Below are 16866 nucleotides of genomic sequence, written 5' to 3'. Positions count from 1 at the left end.
CGATTTTTTTGTTAAAATTCTTTGTTTAGATTAATCCATTTTTACACAGCGAACAGAGAAGCCGTTCAACTTAGAAGCTTTAGTTACAATAAGATCGCTTAATTGAGCACCTGCTGCTGCTGCTGCTGCTTTTGCATCTGGATTTTCTGCATTTTCCTCAGGATAAAACCAATATGTCCCCTCATTAATACTAGAAAGTCTGCGATCCCATACGTACCCGGCGCCGACGAGGGAATAGCCGGTGGAATTGAACCCGTTAAATCCATACGAGGATCGAACCCCCGCAATTCCATGCGTATTGCCGTCGGCATGAAGCACAATGTAAAAATCTTCCTGGGTCAAGAGCCGCCAGCCATCCGGACAGATTCCTTGATGATTTTCCTGAATAAGGTCAGCACAACTTTCAGTATTGCAACGGCTCGGCAACTGCATCATCTCGGCCCACTGGTAGAGCCCCCCGTAGCGGTCACAATTTGTGGTATCCCTATCGTAGCAGTAACGCTCGATTAACGTATCGTCAGCCTGATCCTTTACATATGTAATCATTTTGCCGATATTGAGGTTCTCGGCCATTACGGTCACGGAGTCTGCCTCTCCCTTAGAGTTCTTGCCCCTTATCGTAATGTAGTAGTAACTGCGGCCATTGCGTTCATCCGTAAACTTTTTATACTCATCCCTCATTTCCCCCAAAGTCACAGTATGATCAAACGGCACATATTCACTACTGCTAGACGCAACATCCTTACTGGAAGACGAAACAACAGAACTACTAGATTTTACACTCGATGACGACGATTTTACGGAACTACTACTAGAGGCTATACTCGAAGAAGACGACCTTTTAGAACTACTACTCTGTATTTTGCTTGATGACGAGACTACAGACGAACTAGAATCTATTTTCTTACTACTTGACGAACTCCCGACCGAAATCGATGAGGATGATTTAACAGAACTAGAACTTTTAGAATCAACCGAAATAGGATTATCTTTTACAGAACTGCTATATTTCACATCACTGCTAGATGATTTTTCACTGACCGAAGACGAAGAATCGTCGGAATCCGACGATTCTACAGACGAACTAGAAGCATCCGTTTCATCCGAACTTGCCGAAGAGGTATCATCGCACGCCGAAAAAGCAAGCATTGCGAGAGCAAAAACACTCATCGAACCAATCTTTTTCACCATTTTCACTTTCGTTCTCCTGTTTTGAAGCACCGAAGAAAATATAATAAAAATTTCGTACAAAAGAATTATTTCCAGGAATTTGTCCGCAACGCGCACTGTAAAAATATATTTTCCAAGCGGATGCAGAAAAAACGGCTGCCGCCGGTAGCCGCCTAAACTCGTTATCCTAGAGAGACTTAGGCCTTCTTGGCCGTTGCCTTGGCTACGCCGATGTCTACCGGGCCGAACTTGGCCTCGTAGGCCTTGAGCGTCGCGGCGAGCATGATGGCGAGCCTCTTTGCGGTGTACGGGGTCATCACCACGCGTTCGGCGATATCCACGTTCACCTTGCCCTGCCCCATGCTCCATGCCTGGTTCAGGCCAAGGAGCATCATGATTTCTTCGCGGCCGCCCACCACGTTGGTGGCGTTCACGTAAAGGCTCTTCATGTTGGAATCGTTCCACACGACTTCGGGCTGTTCATTCTGGGCTTTCTTGTTTTCGGGCATATAAAATCTCCAATATGGTTTTTGTTATTTTGTTGTAATTTTAGTAAATTATTTTGTTCGTTATTAAATAACAGACAAAATATTTATTACAAAAAGTATACAACACTTACTATCTCTATCCCCGACAAACATTTAGCAACCCTTGTAAAATTATCTTTTACAAGATACACCCACGCAAGTTGTTCTCAAATACAAAAACAACATAACGCTATTTTGTCCGTTATTGACAAGTTTGTCAGAGTATTCTATCTTTCCGTCCCGTTTTGGGATGTTCAGATTTTTAAATAGTCTCGAACAAAGGAAACAGGATGAACAAACTAGTCACCCTTCTTTTTGCGCTTTTCCTGGCCGCATGCTCGGTCACGGATTCCGAAAGCGACGACTATTCCAAGTGGGAATTTTCAGGCTACGTGCTCGACGCCAGCAACGGCAAGGGGCTAGAGGGAGCCACCATTAGCTACCAGGTTGCCGACGGCAAAACGCTGATGGCCACCACCGACGAGGACGGGGCCTTCTTCATCGACAGGCTCCCCTACGGCTCGATAAGCTTTTCGTTCAGCTACACAAAGGTAAAAGGCAAGGACACGCTCCATTACGCCCCCAAGGTGCGCACGGTGGGTTCCACCAACGAATCCTCATCGATGCACGGGATAGTGGCGAGCGTGAGCAACATAATTCGCCTCAGCCCCCTGAACGCGGGAATCACGGGCGAATACTACATACATGACCCGCAGACGGGCGCCGCCCTCCCCGTCCAAAAGGCAAAGGTCTGGATAACCCACGCCGACACTTCCTACATCAACCTCGACGAGGATTCCTTCAGCACTAAGACGGATTCCCTGGGCAAGTTCGAGTTCGAGGGGCTCCCCGCCGATTCGGGGCTACTGCTGAACATCGCCCCCTACACCCACAACGGCCTGCGCTTCACCCTGCCCGCCACGGTGCTCCCGAGGCTCGCCGCCGAATCGAGCAAGGACATCGGCCGTGCCTACCTGCCGCAAGACACTTCCATCACTGTCCCGTTCCGCATCAAGGCGAGCAACGTCATGGATACCGACCAGAAGGGCTACAAGAACGTATCGCCCCTCGCGGTCCCCTACTACGTTTTCAACGAGGCGATTACCGAAAACAACCTGGGTGTGAGCATGACCGGCGACTCGGCCTTCATCCTGACGCCGCAGGTCAAGGGTGACACGCTGTTCCTCAAGCACGACAGGCCTCTCCCCGCAAGCACCGAGTTCTCGACGACGATAGTCGCCTACACCAAGAAGAAGAACGAGCGCATCGAAATCACGCTCGACGGGGCCTCCGCGTTCACCACCGACCGCGGGCTCTACGCGGTCACGAGCAACGCCTGGCCGCAAAACGAGAAATACAGGTCCAGTTTCTCCATCGACGACACGCTGTGGGTCAAGTTCTCCGAAAAACTGAGCAAGAACGTGGAACGCGTGCAGTGGCACTTTATCGCGAAGGCATCGAGAACCATCTCGTGCAACGGGAGTTTCGCCACGGCGGACGCCTGGATAAGCAAGGATACGCTTTTCGTGCAGATGCGCGAGAAGATTCTCGACGCGAGGACACCGGGCGATTCCGTGGGCATGGACGTCACCGTCTACGCGGAGAACGGGCTTTACCTCGAACACCTGCTCATCATGACCGAACTCGAAGTCCCGCCGTCTTCTTCCAGCGTGGCTGATTCCACGGCAAGCTCCAGCAGCGGGGTGCCCGAGTCGTCAAGTTCAGCCGCAACAGCGTCCAGTTCGAGCAGCTCGTCGACCTAAATGAAACCGCTGTTTTTGACAACCGCCCTATTCGCCATCGGTTCGGCCCTCGCGGCCGGTTTCGACGGCGTGACCGAACCCATCGACCAGGCAAAAATCGGATTCACCGTCCCCGGCAAGATTGACCGCATCTGGGTCAAGGAAGGCGCATTCGTGCACAAGGGCGACACGCTCGTGAACCTGGTCAAGACGGAGGAGGAACTCCGCGCCCGCATCACAAAGATAAGCGCCGAAGACACCTCGAGCGTCGTTTCGGCACGGGTCAAGATGGAGACCTACGAAAAAGACTGGACGGTAACCAAGAAGCTCTACGAAACTTCGAATTCCGTGAGCGCCGAACAGCTCTGGGAACGCGAGATGAACTACCGCGTGGCGAAGGCCGAATGGGAAGCCGCCAAGGTGAGCAAGTCCAAGGATTCGCTGGAACACCGCATGGCCCGCGCGCAACTGCAAAAGCAGTATCTCATCGCCCCGTTCGACGGCGAAATCGTCTCCATATCCAAGAACCGGAGCGAAAGCGTGGAGGCGCTAGAACCCATCGTCGAAATCGCCGACGTCCGCACCTGCCGCATGACCGCCTACATCATCGCGAACAAGGCGAGCAGGCTCAAGGTGGGCCAGACGGTGAAGCTCCTGCTCGACGGCTCGTCGCAGGCCCGCAACAAGAAGGGAACCGTCGAATACATCTCGCCCGTGGTCGACAAGGCGAGCCTGCTCCGTACGGTCAAGGTCATCTTCGACAATTCCAACCGCTCCGTAGAACCCGGCGTCACCGGCAAGATTATCCTGCAATAATGCCCATGCACGCCGCATACCTGCCCCCGTTCGCCCTCGCGCTTGCCCTCGTGGCGGCACAATCGCCCGCGGCGGAGGCCGATTCGGCAGGCACGGCGACTCCAGGGGATTCGCTGGTGCTCGAACTCGACGAGGCGCTCAAGGTGCTGGTCGAAAATAACGCCGACGTGCAGGAGGCGAAATACAACTGGATTGCCCAGGCCGAAATGACAAAGGGCACGTACGGCGAATTCGAGCCGCACCTCGTGGGGCGCATCAACAAGGAACGCGCCGACAAGCCTAGCGCGCTGTTTACCGAGACGCGCGACGAATACAAGATTGGCGTGCAGGGCAAGCTCCCCACCGCCACCGAATACAACATCGGGTTCAACCAGGCGACATACACCCACAGCGAATACACCTCCGAGCTCTATTTCGGCGGCGAACTGCGCCAGCACCTGCTCAAGGACGGTCTGCTCTACTTCGCGCCCACGAGCAACCTGCGGCTGGCCCGCCTGCAACAGGAAATCGCCTACCAGAAATACCGCAGCGCGCTCGGCGAAATCCTCGACAAGTTCTACGAAGCCTACTGGAACTACTACTACGCCGAACAGACGCTCCAGTTCGCCACGAAATCCGCCCAGGTCGCAAAGCAAATCGCCGAAGACGCAAGCAAGCGGCAGCAGCTGGGCATGCTTTCGGCGCTCGACCAGCAGAAGGCCGTCGCCGAATATTCCGACCGCGAAAGCGCGAGGCTCTCGGCAATCGACCAGCTGAGAAGGGCGAGGCTCGAACTTTTGCTCACGCTCTCATCGAGCAAGTACGTGCAGGACTCCCGCCCCCTCGCCATAAGGCCCCCGAACGACAACGATACCGCTGCAGGCCCCATTACGCCCGCAGCGGGCGATTCGAGCGCGGATTCGTGCCGCATGCACCCCGCCTACCTGCAGCAGCTTGCGGAACTTGACCTGCGCGAAGAGGGCCTAAAGCAGCACCGCACCAGGGCGCTCCCCACGCTCGACCTTGTCGGGAACTTCGGCATCCGCAGCCGCGACAGCGACGCAAGGCGCGCCGTGCGCGACTTCAAGCATGCCGAAAACAGGCAGACCGTACTTTCGGGCGGAATCGAAATCGACATACCCCTGTTCGCGAACATGGGCGAACGCCACCAGGCCGCCGCCGAAAAGATAAACGTGCGTGCCGCCCGCGTGAGGCTCGCGCTCATCCAGGACAAGCTTGCCGAAGAGCTCCGCAACCTGCAGAAAAGGGCGACCGAAATCCGCGAACAGACGAGGCTCAGCCAGATCGCGGTCACCTACCACGAAACCGAACTGCAAGAAGAATTCAAGAAGATGGAACTCGGCAAGAGCAACTACCACGTGATTTTCGACATGGAAGAGGACCTGCGCAAAGCCGAGCAGCGCCACCTCGAGAACATCCGCGACATGCACCTTGTCGACGTCAAGCTCCTGCTCGCCAAAGGCGCGCTCCTCCGCGAAAACGGACTCGAGACATGGAACCAGGGTACCCCCACCCTACGCAAGGAACTGCTGAATGAATAAGACGACGCCACAGATCGACCCGGCCAAGATACTCAAGGCAATGCAGGGCGCGCTGAACAGTTCCAACGCGAAGATTTCCCAGATGACCCAGGTGTTCGACGTGGCACAGACCGTACTCGCCTGCGACAAGTTCAAGACGGCAAGCCTCGCGCTCGCGAGCGGGCTCTGCGACAAGTACGGCGCCGAACGCGTGAGCCTCGGCTGGGTCAAGCACGATTACGTTGTACTGAAGGCGCTCAGCCATACCGACCATTTCGAAAAGAAGATGCAGGTGGTGAGCGACCTCGAAGGCATCATGGAAGAGGCCTACGAGCAGGATGCCGCGGTAGTCTACCCCGCTCCCGAAAACAACGTTCTCTCGATACGCGAACACGAGCTCTACAGCGCGGCCTACCACACAAAATACATCCTGACGGTCCCCATCCGGAACGGCGAAGACATCGTGGGCGTAATCTGCTGCGAACGCAATTCCAGACCGTTCAGCGACCTCGACAGCGAACAGGTGTACCTGACGTCCACACTCTGCAGCGCACGCCTCCTTGAACTCTACACCAAAAGCAGCTGGTTCGGCCTGCGCATGGCAAGGGCTATACGCAAGGGGCTTTCCAAGGTTTTCGGGATCGAGCACACCTGGGCAAAGCTGCTCGGGCTCATCGCCATCGCGTTCATCCTTTTCGCGACGCTCTTCCCGCTTCCGTACAAAATAAGCGCACCGGCAATCCTCAAGACCGACAAGATTATCTACACCACGGCCCCGTTCGACGGCTACATCGACACCGTATTCGTAAAGCCGGGCGACGTGGTATACAGGGGTTCGCCCCTGCTGCGCCTCAACCAGACGGAGCTTCGGCTCGAAGAGGCCGACCTCATGGCCCAGGAACAGGACAGCCGCCGCGAAATCCAGAAGGCGCAGGCCGCACACGAGCTCGCGGAGATGCGCATACACCAGGCGCGCCTCGCCCAGACCCAGGCAAAGCTCAAGACCGTGCGCTACAAGCTCTCGATGGCGACAGTGGTCGTGAACGTCGACAGCGCCATCATCATCGAAGGCGACCTGCAAAAAAGGCTCGGCGCCCCCGTGAAGCAGGGTTCCGAACTGTTCCAGATGTCATCCATCGAGAACATCTACGTCGAAATAAACGTCCCCGAACAGGAACTCCGCAACGTGACCATCGGGAACCAGGGCCTGCTCGCCGTCAAGAGCCGTCCCGACTACGTCTACCGTTTCGAGACCAAGCGCGTAAGCCCCACCGCCGAAGTCAAGGAGCAGGAAAACACGTTCGCCGTGCGCGGCGAGTTCGTGTACGGCACTCCCGCATGGTTCCGCCCCGGCATGACGGGCATCGCGAAGATTTTCGCCGAAAAGCACACGCTCTGGTGGATCCTTTCGCACCAGGCCATTGACTACCTGCGCATAAAGCTCTGGTGGTAAAAAATTTACGGGGAAAGGCTATTTTCTGGAAAAAAAATTTGCGGGGAAAGACTATTTTGGGCTACGTTTACGAGAATCTTGTGGCTCAGATGCTAACGGCCAAGGGCGATAAGCTTTTTTACCACACCTGGGCACAAGACGAAAAACACAATTACGAACAGGTGCAGCATATCCCGACCTGTTTTACCTTGTTCATTTAGCAAACACTTTAATTTATTTTTACACACCAATTGCCATATTCCACTTGGGACTAAGCAAAGCAGGGCGGGCGCATTTCGTTTTTGTATCTTTGCTCTCATGATGATTCCAACGTCTAAAAGATTTACCCGTGTGGCCGCTTTTCGCGGCCGCCCCGCACAGCAGAGTGCGGGCCTGTTTGCGCTGTTCCTTTTCGCATCCCTGGTTTCTTGCGCCGGAAACGGCGACCCGTTGACCAACCCGGAACCGAAGGCCGACGAGAGCGGCGCCCCCGCTACCGCGGCGCAGAGCTATTACGACTACGATAATTCGAGCGCAGCTTCGGCGGGCTCGGGCGCGAAAGCAAGCGCGGTCCGCAACCCGGACGGCACCATCGGCAACGCGGGCTTCAGCTTCAAGTTCCCGGGCGGCGACTGGACGGTCATCGGCGGCGAGGACGGAGCCCCCTACGAGTTCTACAACGCGAATTCGGGCAGGCGCGCGGTGCTACGCGAGGTAGCGCTCGACGAAGGCGAGCCCATGAACCTCATGGACCGCGCCCGCATGGAAATGCAGAGCCTGGAATCTAGCGGCAAGAAGGCGACCTTGAGCGAGCTCAATCCCGAAGAAGCGTTCGGGACGACCGGCGCGTTCTTCGACATCGCGGGCAAGCGCTACGAGACCCCGTACGAGGCAGTGGGCATGGTCACGGGCAACGGACGCAGCGTCTATACCCTCACGCTTACCGCAACCGACAACGTGCCCGCAAAGGACATGCTCAAGGAGGAATGGAAGGAATTCTTCAAGGGATTCACCCTCAACGAAATCGCCGAGGAACAGGGCCCGGAACTCTCTCCGGAACGCATCCAGAGCCACACTTCCGCAGCGCTCGGCTACACCTGGAGCACGAAGGACACGCTTTGGCACTTCTGGAACGGCATCGCGAAGCAGAACAACGACCCCGACCTGGTGCTCACCGACAATTCCGAGGAAGTCTCGCTATTTGTATATGGCGCCATCCTCCCGCCCGACGTGATTAACCAGCAGGATATGTTCAAGGTGCTCCTCACCCGCCTGGGCGTGGACCCGAACAACCGCACGCTCGATGCACGCCGTACGAAAGTCGGCGACCGCTACGCCCAGGAATTCACGCTCACCCACATGGTCGGGAATTTCGATTTCGCCTACAAGGGACGGTTCTTCTACGAGAACGGACGCGGAATCTTGATTGCGGCCTGGACGCAGGGCGCGACGCAGAAGAAATACGCGAAGGCAATAGACAACGCCATCGAAGGGCTCTCCGTGGGGGCCAAGCCCGCGCAGGCGACCGACGCCGAAAGCACCAGGAAGCAGAACAAGTTCAATGCCGCCGTGATGAACCAGGTGGGTATCCTCCGCCTTGTGGAAGACCAGCCGCTCGTGGCGCTCAGCTACTTCGAGCGCGCGAACAAGATGGACCCCGAGGAACCGCTCTACCTCGTGAACTGCGGGTTTATCTACCAGATGAAGGAACTCTACGGCCCGGGCATCGCCTACTTTACAAGCCAGATGCCGCTCGTACGCAAGAACGGCAAGCTCCTCTCGATTCTCGGAGAAATGTACGAGGTCCTGTTCGACTACAGCCACGCCCGCGAATGTGCGGAAGCGGCGCTCCAATTCACGCCGAACAATCCAGAATACGTCATCAACCTCTCCGACGCGCTCTGGGGACTCGGACAGCGCCACCAGTCGCTCGTTGTGGTGCAGCGCCTCTACGACACGCAGCCGAGCAGCCGCCTGGGCGTTTACCTCGCGAAGACCTACATGGGCCTGGACCAGTACGCCGAAGCCGTCGAAATATTATATGGGGTACGAGGCCGGTTCGGGATGAGCAAGGATTTGGGCGAAACCCTCATGGACGCCCTCATGTTCCTGGGCCGCTACGAGGAAGCACGCGCCATCAGCGAAGAGACCCTTCAAAAAGAAAAAAACGATTACAAGCTCTGGACCATGCACGGGAAGATTCTCTTCTACAGCCACAATTACCGCGACGCCGAAAAGGCGCTCACCAAGGCGCTCTCGCTCAAGCCCGACAACGAAGACGCGAAGAGCTTCCTCAGCGCCACCAAGGCGTTCCTCGGGAAGGCCGACAACCGCACGCTGCAGAAGCCCATCACGCCGGTGGAAGAACGTACCGCGAACATCAAGAGCCTGCTGAGCGCAAAAGCCAAGCAGGAAGCCGTCGAGGGCGACTTCCCCGCCGTGGTGCACTACCGCAAGGAATGCCTGAAGGCCGAAAAGAACCAGCCGTGGAGCAGGAGCGAGGAGATGCTCATGGAAATCCTCGACGTGCGCGGCGCGGCCATCTACCGCGAGTTCACCTTCGATTTTCTGCCGGGTTACGACCGCATATTCCTCAACGCGCTCGAAGTGTACGACAGCAACTGGAACTTGAAGCAGAAGGCTAGCCTGAACGGTGCCTACATCACCTACGCGACCGAAATCGGCGGCAAGAACGAAAGCCAGATGGCGCACTTCCCGCTCTCGGAACTCGCGCCGGGCGACTTCATTTATCTGCAGTTCAGCCGCACCGCCATCGAGGCGAAGGGCATGATACCCTACACCGACTTCGTGAGCAGCAAGGACGTTCCCGTGGGCCAGTCCATATTCCGCGTGTACGCCGACACGAACGCGTTCACCACCGAGGAATACGGACCGCTCGAGCGCGAAAACATCAAGGGCGGGCGCGAATGGAAAATCGAGAGCCCGGTCGTTACGCGCAAGGAACTCTACATGCCCGTGTACCGCGATTTTGGCGCAGGCCTGATGCTCACCGGCAAGCAACAGTGGAAGGAGGTCGGCGAAGACTACCAGAACCTCATCAAGCACCAGTTCAAGCAGGCTGTGAGCGTGCGCGAGAAGGCATTCGAGGTGAAGGGCAACAAGATTGGGAACGAGGCCGTGAAGGCAATCGCGAACTTCGTGCGCCACGATATCCGCTACCGCGATATCCGCTTCGGCGGCCACAGCCTTATCCCGCAAACCGCCGAAGTGACGCTCAAGGAGCGTCGTGGCGACTGTAAGGACATGGCTCTATTGCTTAAAGAAATGCTCGCGACCATCGGCGTCAAGAGCTACCTCACCGCAATCCACCTCACGGAAGAGGGCTTCTCGCAGCTGCCGACCATCCAGCAGTTCAACCACATGATTCTCTACGTGCCCAAGCAGGACCGCATAAGCGAAATGTGGATTGACGCGACCGACAAGACGGGCAACGACCGCCCCGTGCCGCTCGACATGGAAGGCAAGGTGGCCCTCATTATCGACGGCGAGAACAGCCGCGTGACGCAGACGCCAATTCTCGAAGACAACCAGGAACACAAGATTGCGATTGACCACAGGCTCTTTATCGGGAACGACGGCACCTGCGAGTTCCGCGATTCCGTGACGCTGGAAGGCAAGTTCGCCAGCGCCATCCGCAACAAGTTCTACGGACGCGAAGTCAAGGAGCAGGAAAAGCTCATGGAAGACTTCATGGCGCAGGGCGTGCCCGACGTGAACATTTCGAAGGTCGAAATCAAGAACCTCGACGAGTTCAACAAGCCTCTCGTTCTCGTGACCACCTACGGGTCCAAGGCATACTTCGGGCAGGGCGGCGAAATGAAGGGGCGGTTCCCCAACGTGTGGGAGCGCAGCCTGTTCAAGATGCCCAAGGTCGCAAAGCGCTACCACCCCATCCGCATGCCGCACGAGACGCAGTTCCACTACAGCCTCACCGTGAAGGCTGCCGACGGCAAGAGCGTGAACGTTGTCGGCCCGAAGGCACTCGCCCGCGACGCAGACTATGTAAGCTTCGAGAAGGGCGTGAGCGCAGGGGCCCAAGCCTCCATCAACTGGACGACGTTCGCGCTGTACGCCGACCCGAGCGAATACAACAAGATTCGCGAGGAATGGGACTACCTGCTGAGCGAAACGAGCCCGATGGTGATTGTGAAATAGATGGCGAGATGCCCGCGGGTTCCGCTCTGGTTGAAATATGCCCGCAGGCTTCGCTCCAAAACGAAATGCCCGCGGGATAACGTTATCCCGGGTAATAGACGGTCAGCACGTCGGGGCCGAGCATTGCCGACTCGCGGGCAATTGCACCCGAGGGAAACCCAGGAAAGGAAAGCGGGGCGAGCACGTTTTTGCGGGCCCCGTCTTGCGGGGTAAAGCCATCAAGAACTTCCTCGACATGCGGGTCTGTGGAATGCCACAGGTCCAGTCGGTTCCAGAGGGGGCGACTTTCGTGCGCATCGCCATCAGAGACGTCGCCGGCAGAATTCTCAAAAAGAAGATGCGCAAGCGTCGCGCCGGGTTCGACCATCAGGCGGTGCATCCCGCGGCGGGAAAGTTCCGCAAGCATCTCGCACCATCCCGAACCAAAATCGCCGGAAGCCAGCACAAAAACCTCAATCCCGTCACGAGCAGCAAGGGCCTGTTGCGGGACATACGAAAACACGAGCGTCTCTCCCGCCTGGAAAACCTTCAAGGTATCCGCTTCTTCGCAGGTAAAAACGCGGTGCCCCGCCCAGAGGACCTTCACAGGATTGTTCCCGCGGGCATACCTCACGTCAAGCGAGGGATTGTCCGCAAGGAGCGTCCCGGCACCCACAAGAATTGCATCGCTCATCGCGCGCAGTTCATGGTTCCAGCAGTTCGCACCCTGACCCGTTATGCAAAGCGGGGCATGCGAGCCATCGGGCCGTGCGATCCCCATGAATCCCGATTCCGACACGGCGCACTTTACTTCGACAAACGTCTTCTTGTTGCGCACAAAGTAATCATACGCCTCGAAGTAGCGCTCGATTTCTGCAAATACGCTGCGCCCCTCGATTTCTGCTTCTGAAGGCGCGCGCATCCCAGCACCCGAAATAGGCACGGGATTGCCGGCAGCACGCCCGGAAGCATCGTACCCGAACACGCGGCAGCCGCTCCCGCAATCACCTTCATCCGTATCTTCAAAGCAGGCGGCAATGCAGGCTTCAACACCCTCGAAAACGCGGACTCCCGCCTCCTCGAGAACCTTGCGGCTGTTGCCGCGCACTACCGGATTCGGGTCGGCGTGCGCGAAATAAACTTCCTTGATTCCTGCATCGATGATAGCCTTGGTGCAGGGGGGCGTGCGGCCATAGTGGCAACAGGGCTCGAGCGTCACGTATATGGCCGCGCCGCGGGCGAGTTCGCCCGCGTCACGCAGCGCCATCACTTCGGCATGGGCGCTCCCGGGGCGCTGCGTACGCCCCTTCCCCACCACAATCCCGTCTTTAACGACAACAGCCCCCACAGCAGGATTAGGACGGCTAACCCCGATGGAGAAAAACGATTCTTCAAGTGCGAGCTGTAAGTAATTCACTAGTTCTTCGGGAAGGCCATGAAACCGCCGACCACGTTGAACACGCGCTCGTACCCGTTCTGGATAAGGATGTTCGAAACAGCCATGCTGCGCTTGCCGCTACGGCAGAAGATAAGCAGGTCCTTGTCCTTCGGGAATTCAGCGAGGCGCTGTTCGGCTTCCTGGAGCGGAATATTGATGGAACCCGGGGCAGTACCCTCGGCAACCTCGCCCGGAGTGCGCACGTCAATCAGCACGCCACCGGCCTTCTGCATCTCGAGAGCCTTCGCCCAGTCGATGTTGGTAATCTGCGCCTTCGGGGCTTCCGGAGCCGGAGCAGATTCTGCAGGCTTGGGCGCCGCGACCGCAGCCGCAGGCTGTGCGGCGGGGGCTCCCTTCGCAGTTGCAGACTTCTCGGCGTTCGCTTCATTGCAGGCACAAAGCATAAACGCAGAACAAATCACAAGACCGAATAACTTTTTCATAATATCTCCTTTTGATTAAACGTTTTCTTCGTCTTCTACAAAGTCGCTCTTGTCAAGCACTATGTACACGCCCAAAACGGAATGGAGCACATTGTCCTTCGACTTGAGCGGAACGGCGTTGAACATGAGCAGGCTGTTTTCCTTCAAGAACCCGCCCTTCCAGGCAACGCTCCTTCCGGTATCGAACACTTCCGAAAAGATTTTCGACACGTGCGGCAGGATTCTGCTCGTAAGAACCGCATCCAAGTTCTTCCCGTAAATGTCCTTCGGGTTCACAATCTGGAAGTCGGTCGCAAAAGCCTGGTTGCAACCCTGGATGGTAAAGTTCCTGTCAGCCCACAGCACGCGCACATCGGGGAACGAGAGCACCGCCGAAAGCATGGCTTCCTTGTCGTCATCGTCCGAAACAGGGTTGTCGAGTACCATATCCATGCGGCGTGCCGAGCCCTGCAGCACAAGGCGGTTGTCCTCGTCGTTTACGAGCCTGCAGCGGAAGCAGTACCACACCATAGCCCTGTCGGCACCATACAGACGCAGCTTGATTGTCTCGAACGGATCGCCCCTGGAACCGTAGGTATGGAAATCCTTGACGCGCGCATTCACCACGGCATCGAGAAGGTTGTAGTCGGATTCCGGCATCATCTTGCGGATATCCACATAGCCCGTAGATTGCGGGATAACGCGATGTTCCTCGTCCATAAGCGGGGTAAGGAGCCTGAACCTTCGGTCATCGACCTCAAAATTCCAGAGGAAGTCGCCGGTATTCTGCAACAGGTTATCGAGCCGCACCTGAATGCGCTCGCGTTCCTTCCTGTTCTCGTTTTCGCGGGTAAAGTTCTTGATAAAGCAGATGTAGCGGTATTCCTGCACGGATACATAATCGAGCACCGTCTTCATTTCGTACCACTGCACACGGCTCTGGTCGGAATTCGCATTTGTCGGGTCTATTTCCACGGAAAATACAAACGACATGTTCTGGTGTTTTTCCACCTCGTCAAAGTACAGCTTCATTCGGGACCAGTCCTTCGAGCGAAGCAGGTCCTGGAAAATATTGCCCGAAGAGAGCCTCGCAAACAGCGGGTCTGACGTGTACATCGGAAGCCCGTACAGGAACTCGAGCCTGCGCGACAGTACGACAATAAACTCGTTGACACTGCCCTGGAACTTGTCGTAAAGCCTCTGCTTGTGAATGCCCTCGCGCAGCAGGAACACGAAAATACAGCACGCCACCAAAAGGATGACGCACGTAAAGGCAAGCACAATGACCCAGTTTATTCCGAGTCCGGCAACGGAAATCGCAGAATCCATACCTACAAGATAAACAAAATATCGCGCCGGGAACATCTATTCCTGTAATTAAGTTCCCTTTTTTAGCGATTTGGACACCCAGAGCCCTTCCCACGGGCCAAGAGCGCCGCCCGTACCGTATTTTGCCCCGATTCCATACCCGGAGAAGGCGAACGAAATCCCGAACGCAAGCGAAAAGCCCGGAAAACTGTACGAGGTTTCGATACTCCCCCACGCAAAGCGAAGGCTTGTGCCGACGAAAACAGCCTGCATGTCCGTCGCGACATAGGCACGGAAGGATTGCGAGGCGTCCCAGAACACGCCCACACGCGGGTACTCCCGCCATTCGTCAGTAAAGCCCTGCCACCAGGAAGCAAGCGTGAAGCCCCTCGCCTGCGCGGAGATTCCGAACTTGAGCCTGTAGCGGAGCCAGGCGGCATCGCCCGGAACCCACTGCGTTATACCGCCGAACCCGAGACCCGCCACAAGGAACCAGCGGGAAAACGACGCCTCGATGGACGCACCCGACTCTCGGAACAGGGAATCGAGCGCGTAGTAGCTGTAAAGGAACGCGACACGGTAATGCGGGTTGCCCCACTCCCCCGCGGCAGAGAGCACCCATTCCTCGGGAGAATCCGAACGCATGTAGCCCGAAATGCCGAAAGCGGGAGCTGCCCTGCGCGCCGGAGTGGAGTTCCAGCCCGAAAGCCCCTCGGGAGCGCAACCGAAGTCGCCGACAAAGGCGACAGGAGCATCGAAGCAGAAGGCCTGCGAGATGAAACCCGAAAGAAAGCCAACAAGGAAGATGATGGTGGCAAGGCGACGCAGTTCAAGACAGGAGTTTTGACAGCACGGGAGCAAGCCGCGCGCGATTAAACGGCCCTGAACTAAACGGCCCGCGATTTTAGACAAACTAAGGACGCAGTACAATTCCCACCACCTTTTCATAATCGCCCTGCCTCGCCGCCACGTAGTTCACGCCGCGGCTCCCCAGGCTCTGCACGGGTACGTCCATCCACTGCGGGGAACTCGCCTGCGCGACGGCGTTCCACACCTCCCTGCTAGCCGAATCAAGCAGGCGCACCTTCACCTCGCCCTCCCCCTCGACCCGAACCCGCAGGGGCACGCCGCGCGCACGCACCACCCGGCTGGAAAGCGTCAGCGTGAACGGGGCCTCGGTCTTTTTGCCCGCCTTGCGCACAAACCCGGGCGAATCGTCGGTAGCACCCGAAAGCGGGCTGAAACCTGCGGGGCAGACCGCAGTCCCCTTGCCCCAGCTAACCGAGTCTATAACCTGCCCTCCGTAACACAGGGCGAGCGACCCGCCGGTGTTGTTCAGGTACCCGAGCGCCACCTGCGCAATCCGCACGTCGGGAAACCCGACCTGCCTCCTCAACTCGAGCGAATCGCGTGTCACGAGAAGCGCCTGCAGGGGGTGTAGGGAATCCCCGCTACCGCCCAGCACGCCGCCCCTGCCGCAGAAACCCACCTGCGACAGCGGCACCGCCGAGCGCGACGCGTTGAACACCTCCACCCACTCGGGAACGGGCTCCTGCGGGCAGTGGTGCACCTCCGATATCACGAGCGGGGCCTTGCCCGGTACCACGAGAAGCGTATCGATTTTGTCATTCAGCGGGTACTCGTCTTCCGGGAGCGAGACCTGCAGCAGCACGCTCCCTCGGGCGGTAAACACGAATCCGAACCGGCCCGAAACGGCGAGCGTATCGAGCCGTCCGGATTGCGCTACACCCGCCATCAGGTCGAGCCAGCCCGCATGAACCTGCGCACTGTCGCAACCATCGAGAACGCCCTCCACCCGGAATTCAAACACGCCCGCGGAAACCTCCCCGGGCACGACCCGCAGTGCGCCAATCCCGCAGTCTGCGATTCCCTGCTCGTAACCTGCATTCGCGAAACCCGGCGTGGCGGCGGTAAACTCCCAGTCGTCGGTACCACCGCGCCGCTGGTACGCCTTCCCCGCCTTCGAGGCCGGCACCAGCACGGAATCCGTGCACGTGCCCGCCTCGAGTTTCCACAGACTTTCCCGCGAATTCGGGAGCGATTCCTTGAATACCGCGCAGGCGACATTCTCACGCACGGGGCAAAATGCGCTGTCGTGTACCAGCACCAGGCGGTTCCCCTCCGGGTACGGCACCCGGACAGCCGCCTTCCCGTCCATGAGCAGCGTTAACGTGTCCGCCCGGAACGTAGCATCCAGGCGCACCTCGACAAACTCCCCGTCCTGGTCAGGTACGTCCGTCGGGTCCGGAAACACCTCCACAAGCATTGGGCATGCGGGAATGGTTACCGCAAGCCAGGGCAATAATTTCATGTAG

General features: G+C 57.5%; 12 protein-coding genes. 5 read left to right on the top strand and 7 right to left on the bottom strand.

Annotation, left to right across the window (positions count from 1 at the left end; genetic code table 11):
- Window positions 1-30 precede the first annotated feature (30 nt).
- Both BUA44_RS15080 and BUA44_RS10960 read right to left on the bottom strand, forming a co-directional pair.
- Window positions 31-1287, bottom strand: coding sequence for an FISUMP domain-containing protein (locus tag BUA44_RS15080; protein ID WP_083579598.1), 1257 nt, complete (start codon window positions 1285-1287; stop codon window positions 31-33).
- A gap of 80 nt (window positions 1288-1367) precedes the next feature.
- Window positions 1368-1679, bottom strand: coding sequence for a DUF3467 domain-containing protein (locus BUA44_RS10960; protein ID WP_072811935.1), 312 nt, complete (start codon window positions 1677-1679; stop codon window positions 1368-1370).
- A gap of 308 nt (window positions 1680-1987) precedes the next feature.
- On the opposite strand from BUA44_RS10960, the gene BUA44_RS10955 reads away from it, so the two are divergent.
- The 5 genes from BUA44_RS10955 (at window position 1988) to BUA44_RS10935 (ending at window position 11383) form a co-directional block, all read left to right on the top strand.
- Window positions 1988-3460 (top strand): carboxypeptidase regulatory-like domain-containing protein, encoded by a 1473-nt coding sequence (locus BUA44_RS10955; RefSeq protein WP_072811933.1) that lies wholly within the window; start codon window positions 1988-1990, stop codon window positions 3458-3460.
- A complete protein-coding gene (locus BUA44_RS10950) occupies window positions 3461-4255 on the top strand; it encodes an efflux RND transporter periplasmic adaptor subunit (protein WP_072811931.1) in 795 nt (264 codons plus the stop codon).
- The gene (locus tag BUA44_RS10945; protein ID WP_072811929.1) at window positions 4255-5796 is read left to right on the top strand and encodes a TolC family protein; all 1542 of its coding nucleotides are present in this window, start codon (window positions 4255-4257) and stop codon (window positions 5794-5796) included. The genes BUA44_RS10950 and BUA44_RS10945 overlap by 1 nt, the downstream gene beginning before the upstream one ends.
- Complete coding sequence (locus tag BUA44_RS10940; RefSeq protein WP_072811927.1) at window positions 5789-7228, top strand: GAF domain-containing protein; 1440 nt, start codon at window positions 5789-5791, stop codon at window positions 7226-7228. Before BUA44_RS10945 ends, BUA44_RS10940 begins: the two co-directional genes overlap by 8 nt.
- 297 nt (window positions 7229-7525) lie before the next feature.
- Window positions 7526-11383 (top strand): transglutaminase domain-containing protein, encoded by a 3858-nt coding sequence (locus tag BUA44_RS10935; RefSeq protein WP_255370538.1) that lies wholly within the window; start codon window positions 7526-7528, stop codon window positions 11381-11383.
- A gap of 82 nt (window positions 11384-11465) precedes the next feature.
- Here BUA44_RS10935 and BUA44_RS10930 read toward each other — a convergent pair whose 3' ends face one another.
- The 5 genes from BUA44_RS10930 to BUA44_RS10910 are packed head-to-tail and all read right to left on the bottom strand — an operon-like array spanning window position 11466 to window position 16862.
- On the bottom strand, window positions 11466-12779 hold the full coding sequence (locus BUA44_RS10930) for a bifunctional diaminohydroxyphosphoribosylaminopyrimidine deaminase/5-amino-6-(5-phosphoribosylamino)uracil reductase (RefSeq protein WP_072811923.1): 1314 nt from the start codon (window positions 12777-12779) through the stop codon (window positions 11466-11468).
- Window positions 12779-13243: a rhodanese-like domain-containing protein gene (locus tag BUA44_RS10925; protein ID WP_072811921.1), complete on the bottom strand. Its 465-nt coding sequence runs from the start codon at window positions 13241-13243 to the stop codon at window positions 12779-12781. Before BUA44_RS10925 ends, BUA44_RS10930 begins: the two co-directional genes overlap by 1 nt.
- Window positions 13244-13258: 15 nt before the next feature.
- Window positions 13259-14551, bottom strand: a complete 1293-nt coding sequence (locus BUA44_RS10920; protein WP_143151964.1) for a hypothetical protein — start codon at window positions 14549-14551, stop codon at window positions 13259-13261.
- 48 nt (window positions 14552-14599) lie between these two features.
- The gene (locus BUA44_RS10915; protein ID WP_143151963.1) at window positions 14600-15460 is read right to left on the bottom strand and encodes a hypothetical protein; all 861 of its coding nucleotides are present in this window, start codon (window positions 15458-15460) and stop codon (window positions 14600-14602) included.
- On the bottom strand, window positions 15444-16862 hold the full coding sequence (locus tag BUA44_RS10910) for a lamin tail domain-containing protein (protein ID WP_143151962.1): 1419 nt from the start codon (window positions 16860-16862) through the stop codon (window positions 15444-15446). The genes BUA44_RS10915 and BUA44_RS10910 overlap by 17 nt, the downstream gene beginning before the upstream one ends.
- Between the last annotated feature and the right edge of the window lie 4 nt (window positions 16863-16866).

Origin of the sequence: Fibrobacter sp. UWR3 (assembly GCF_900143055.1) — a bacterium.
GTDB lineage: Bacteria > Fibrobacterota > Fibrobacteria > Fibrobacterales > Fibrobacteraceae > Fibrobacter.
The sequence above is the reverse complement of the archived record's forward strand: the minus strand, read 5'-3'. Positions and strand labels throughout refer to the sequence as shown.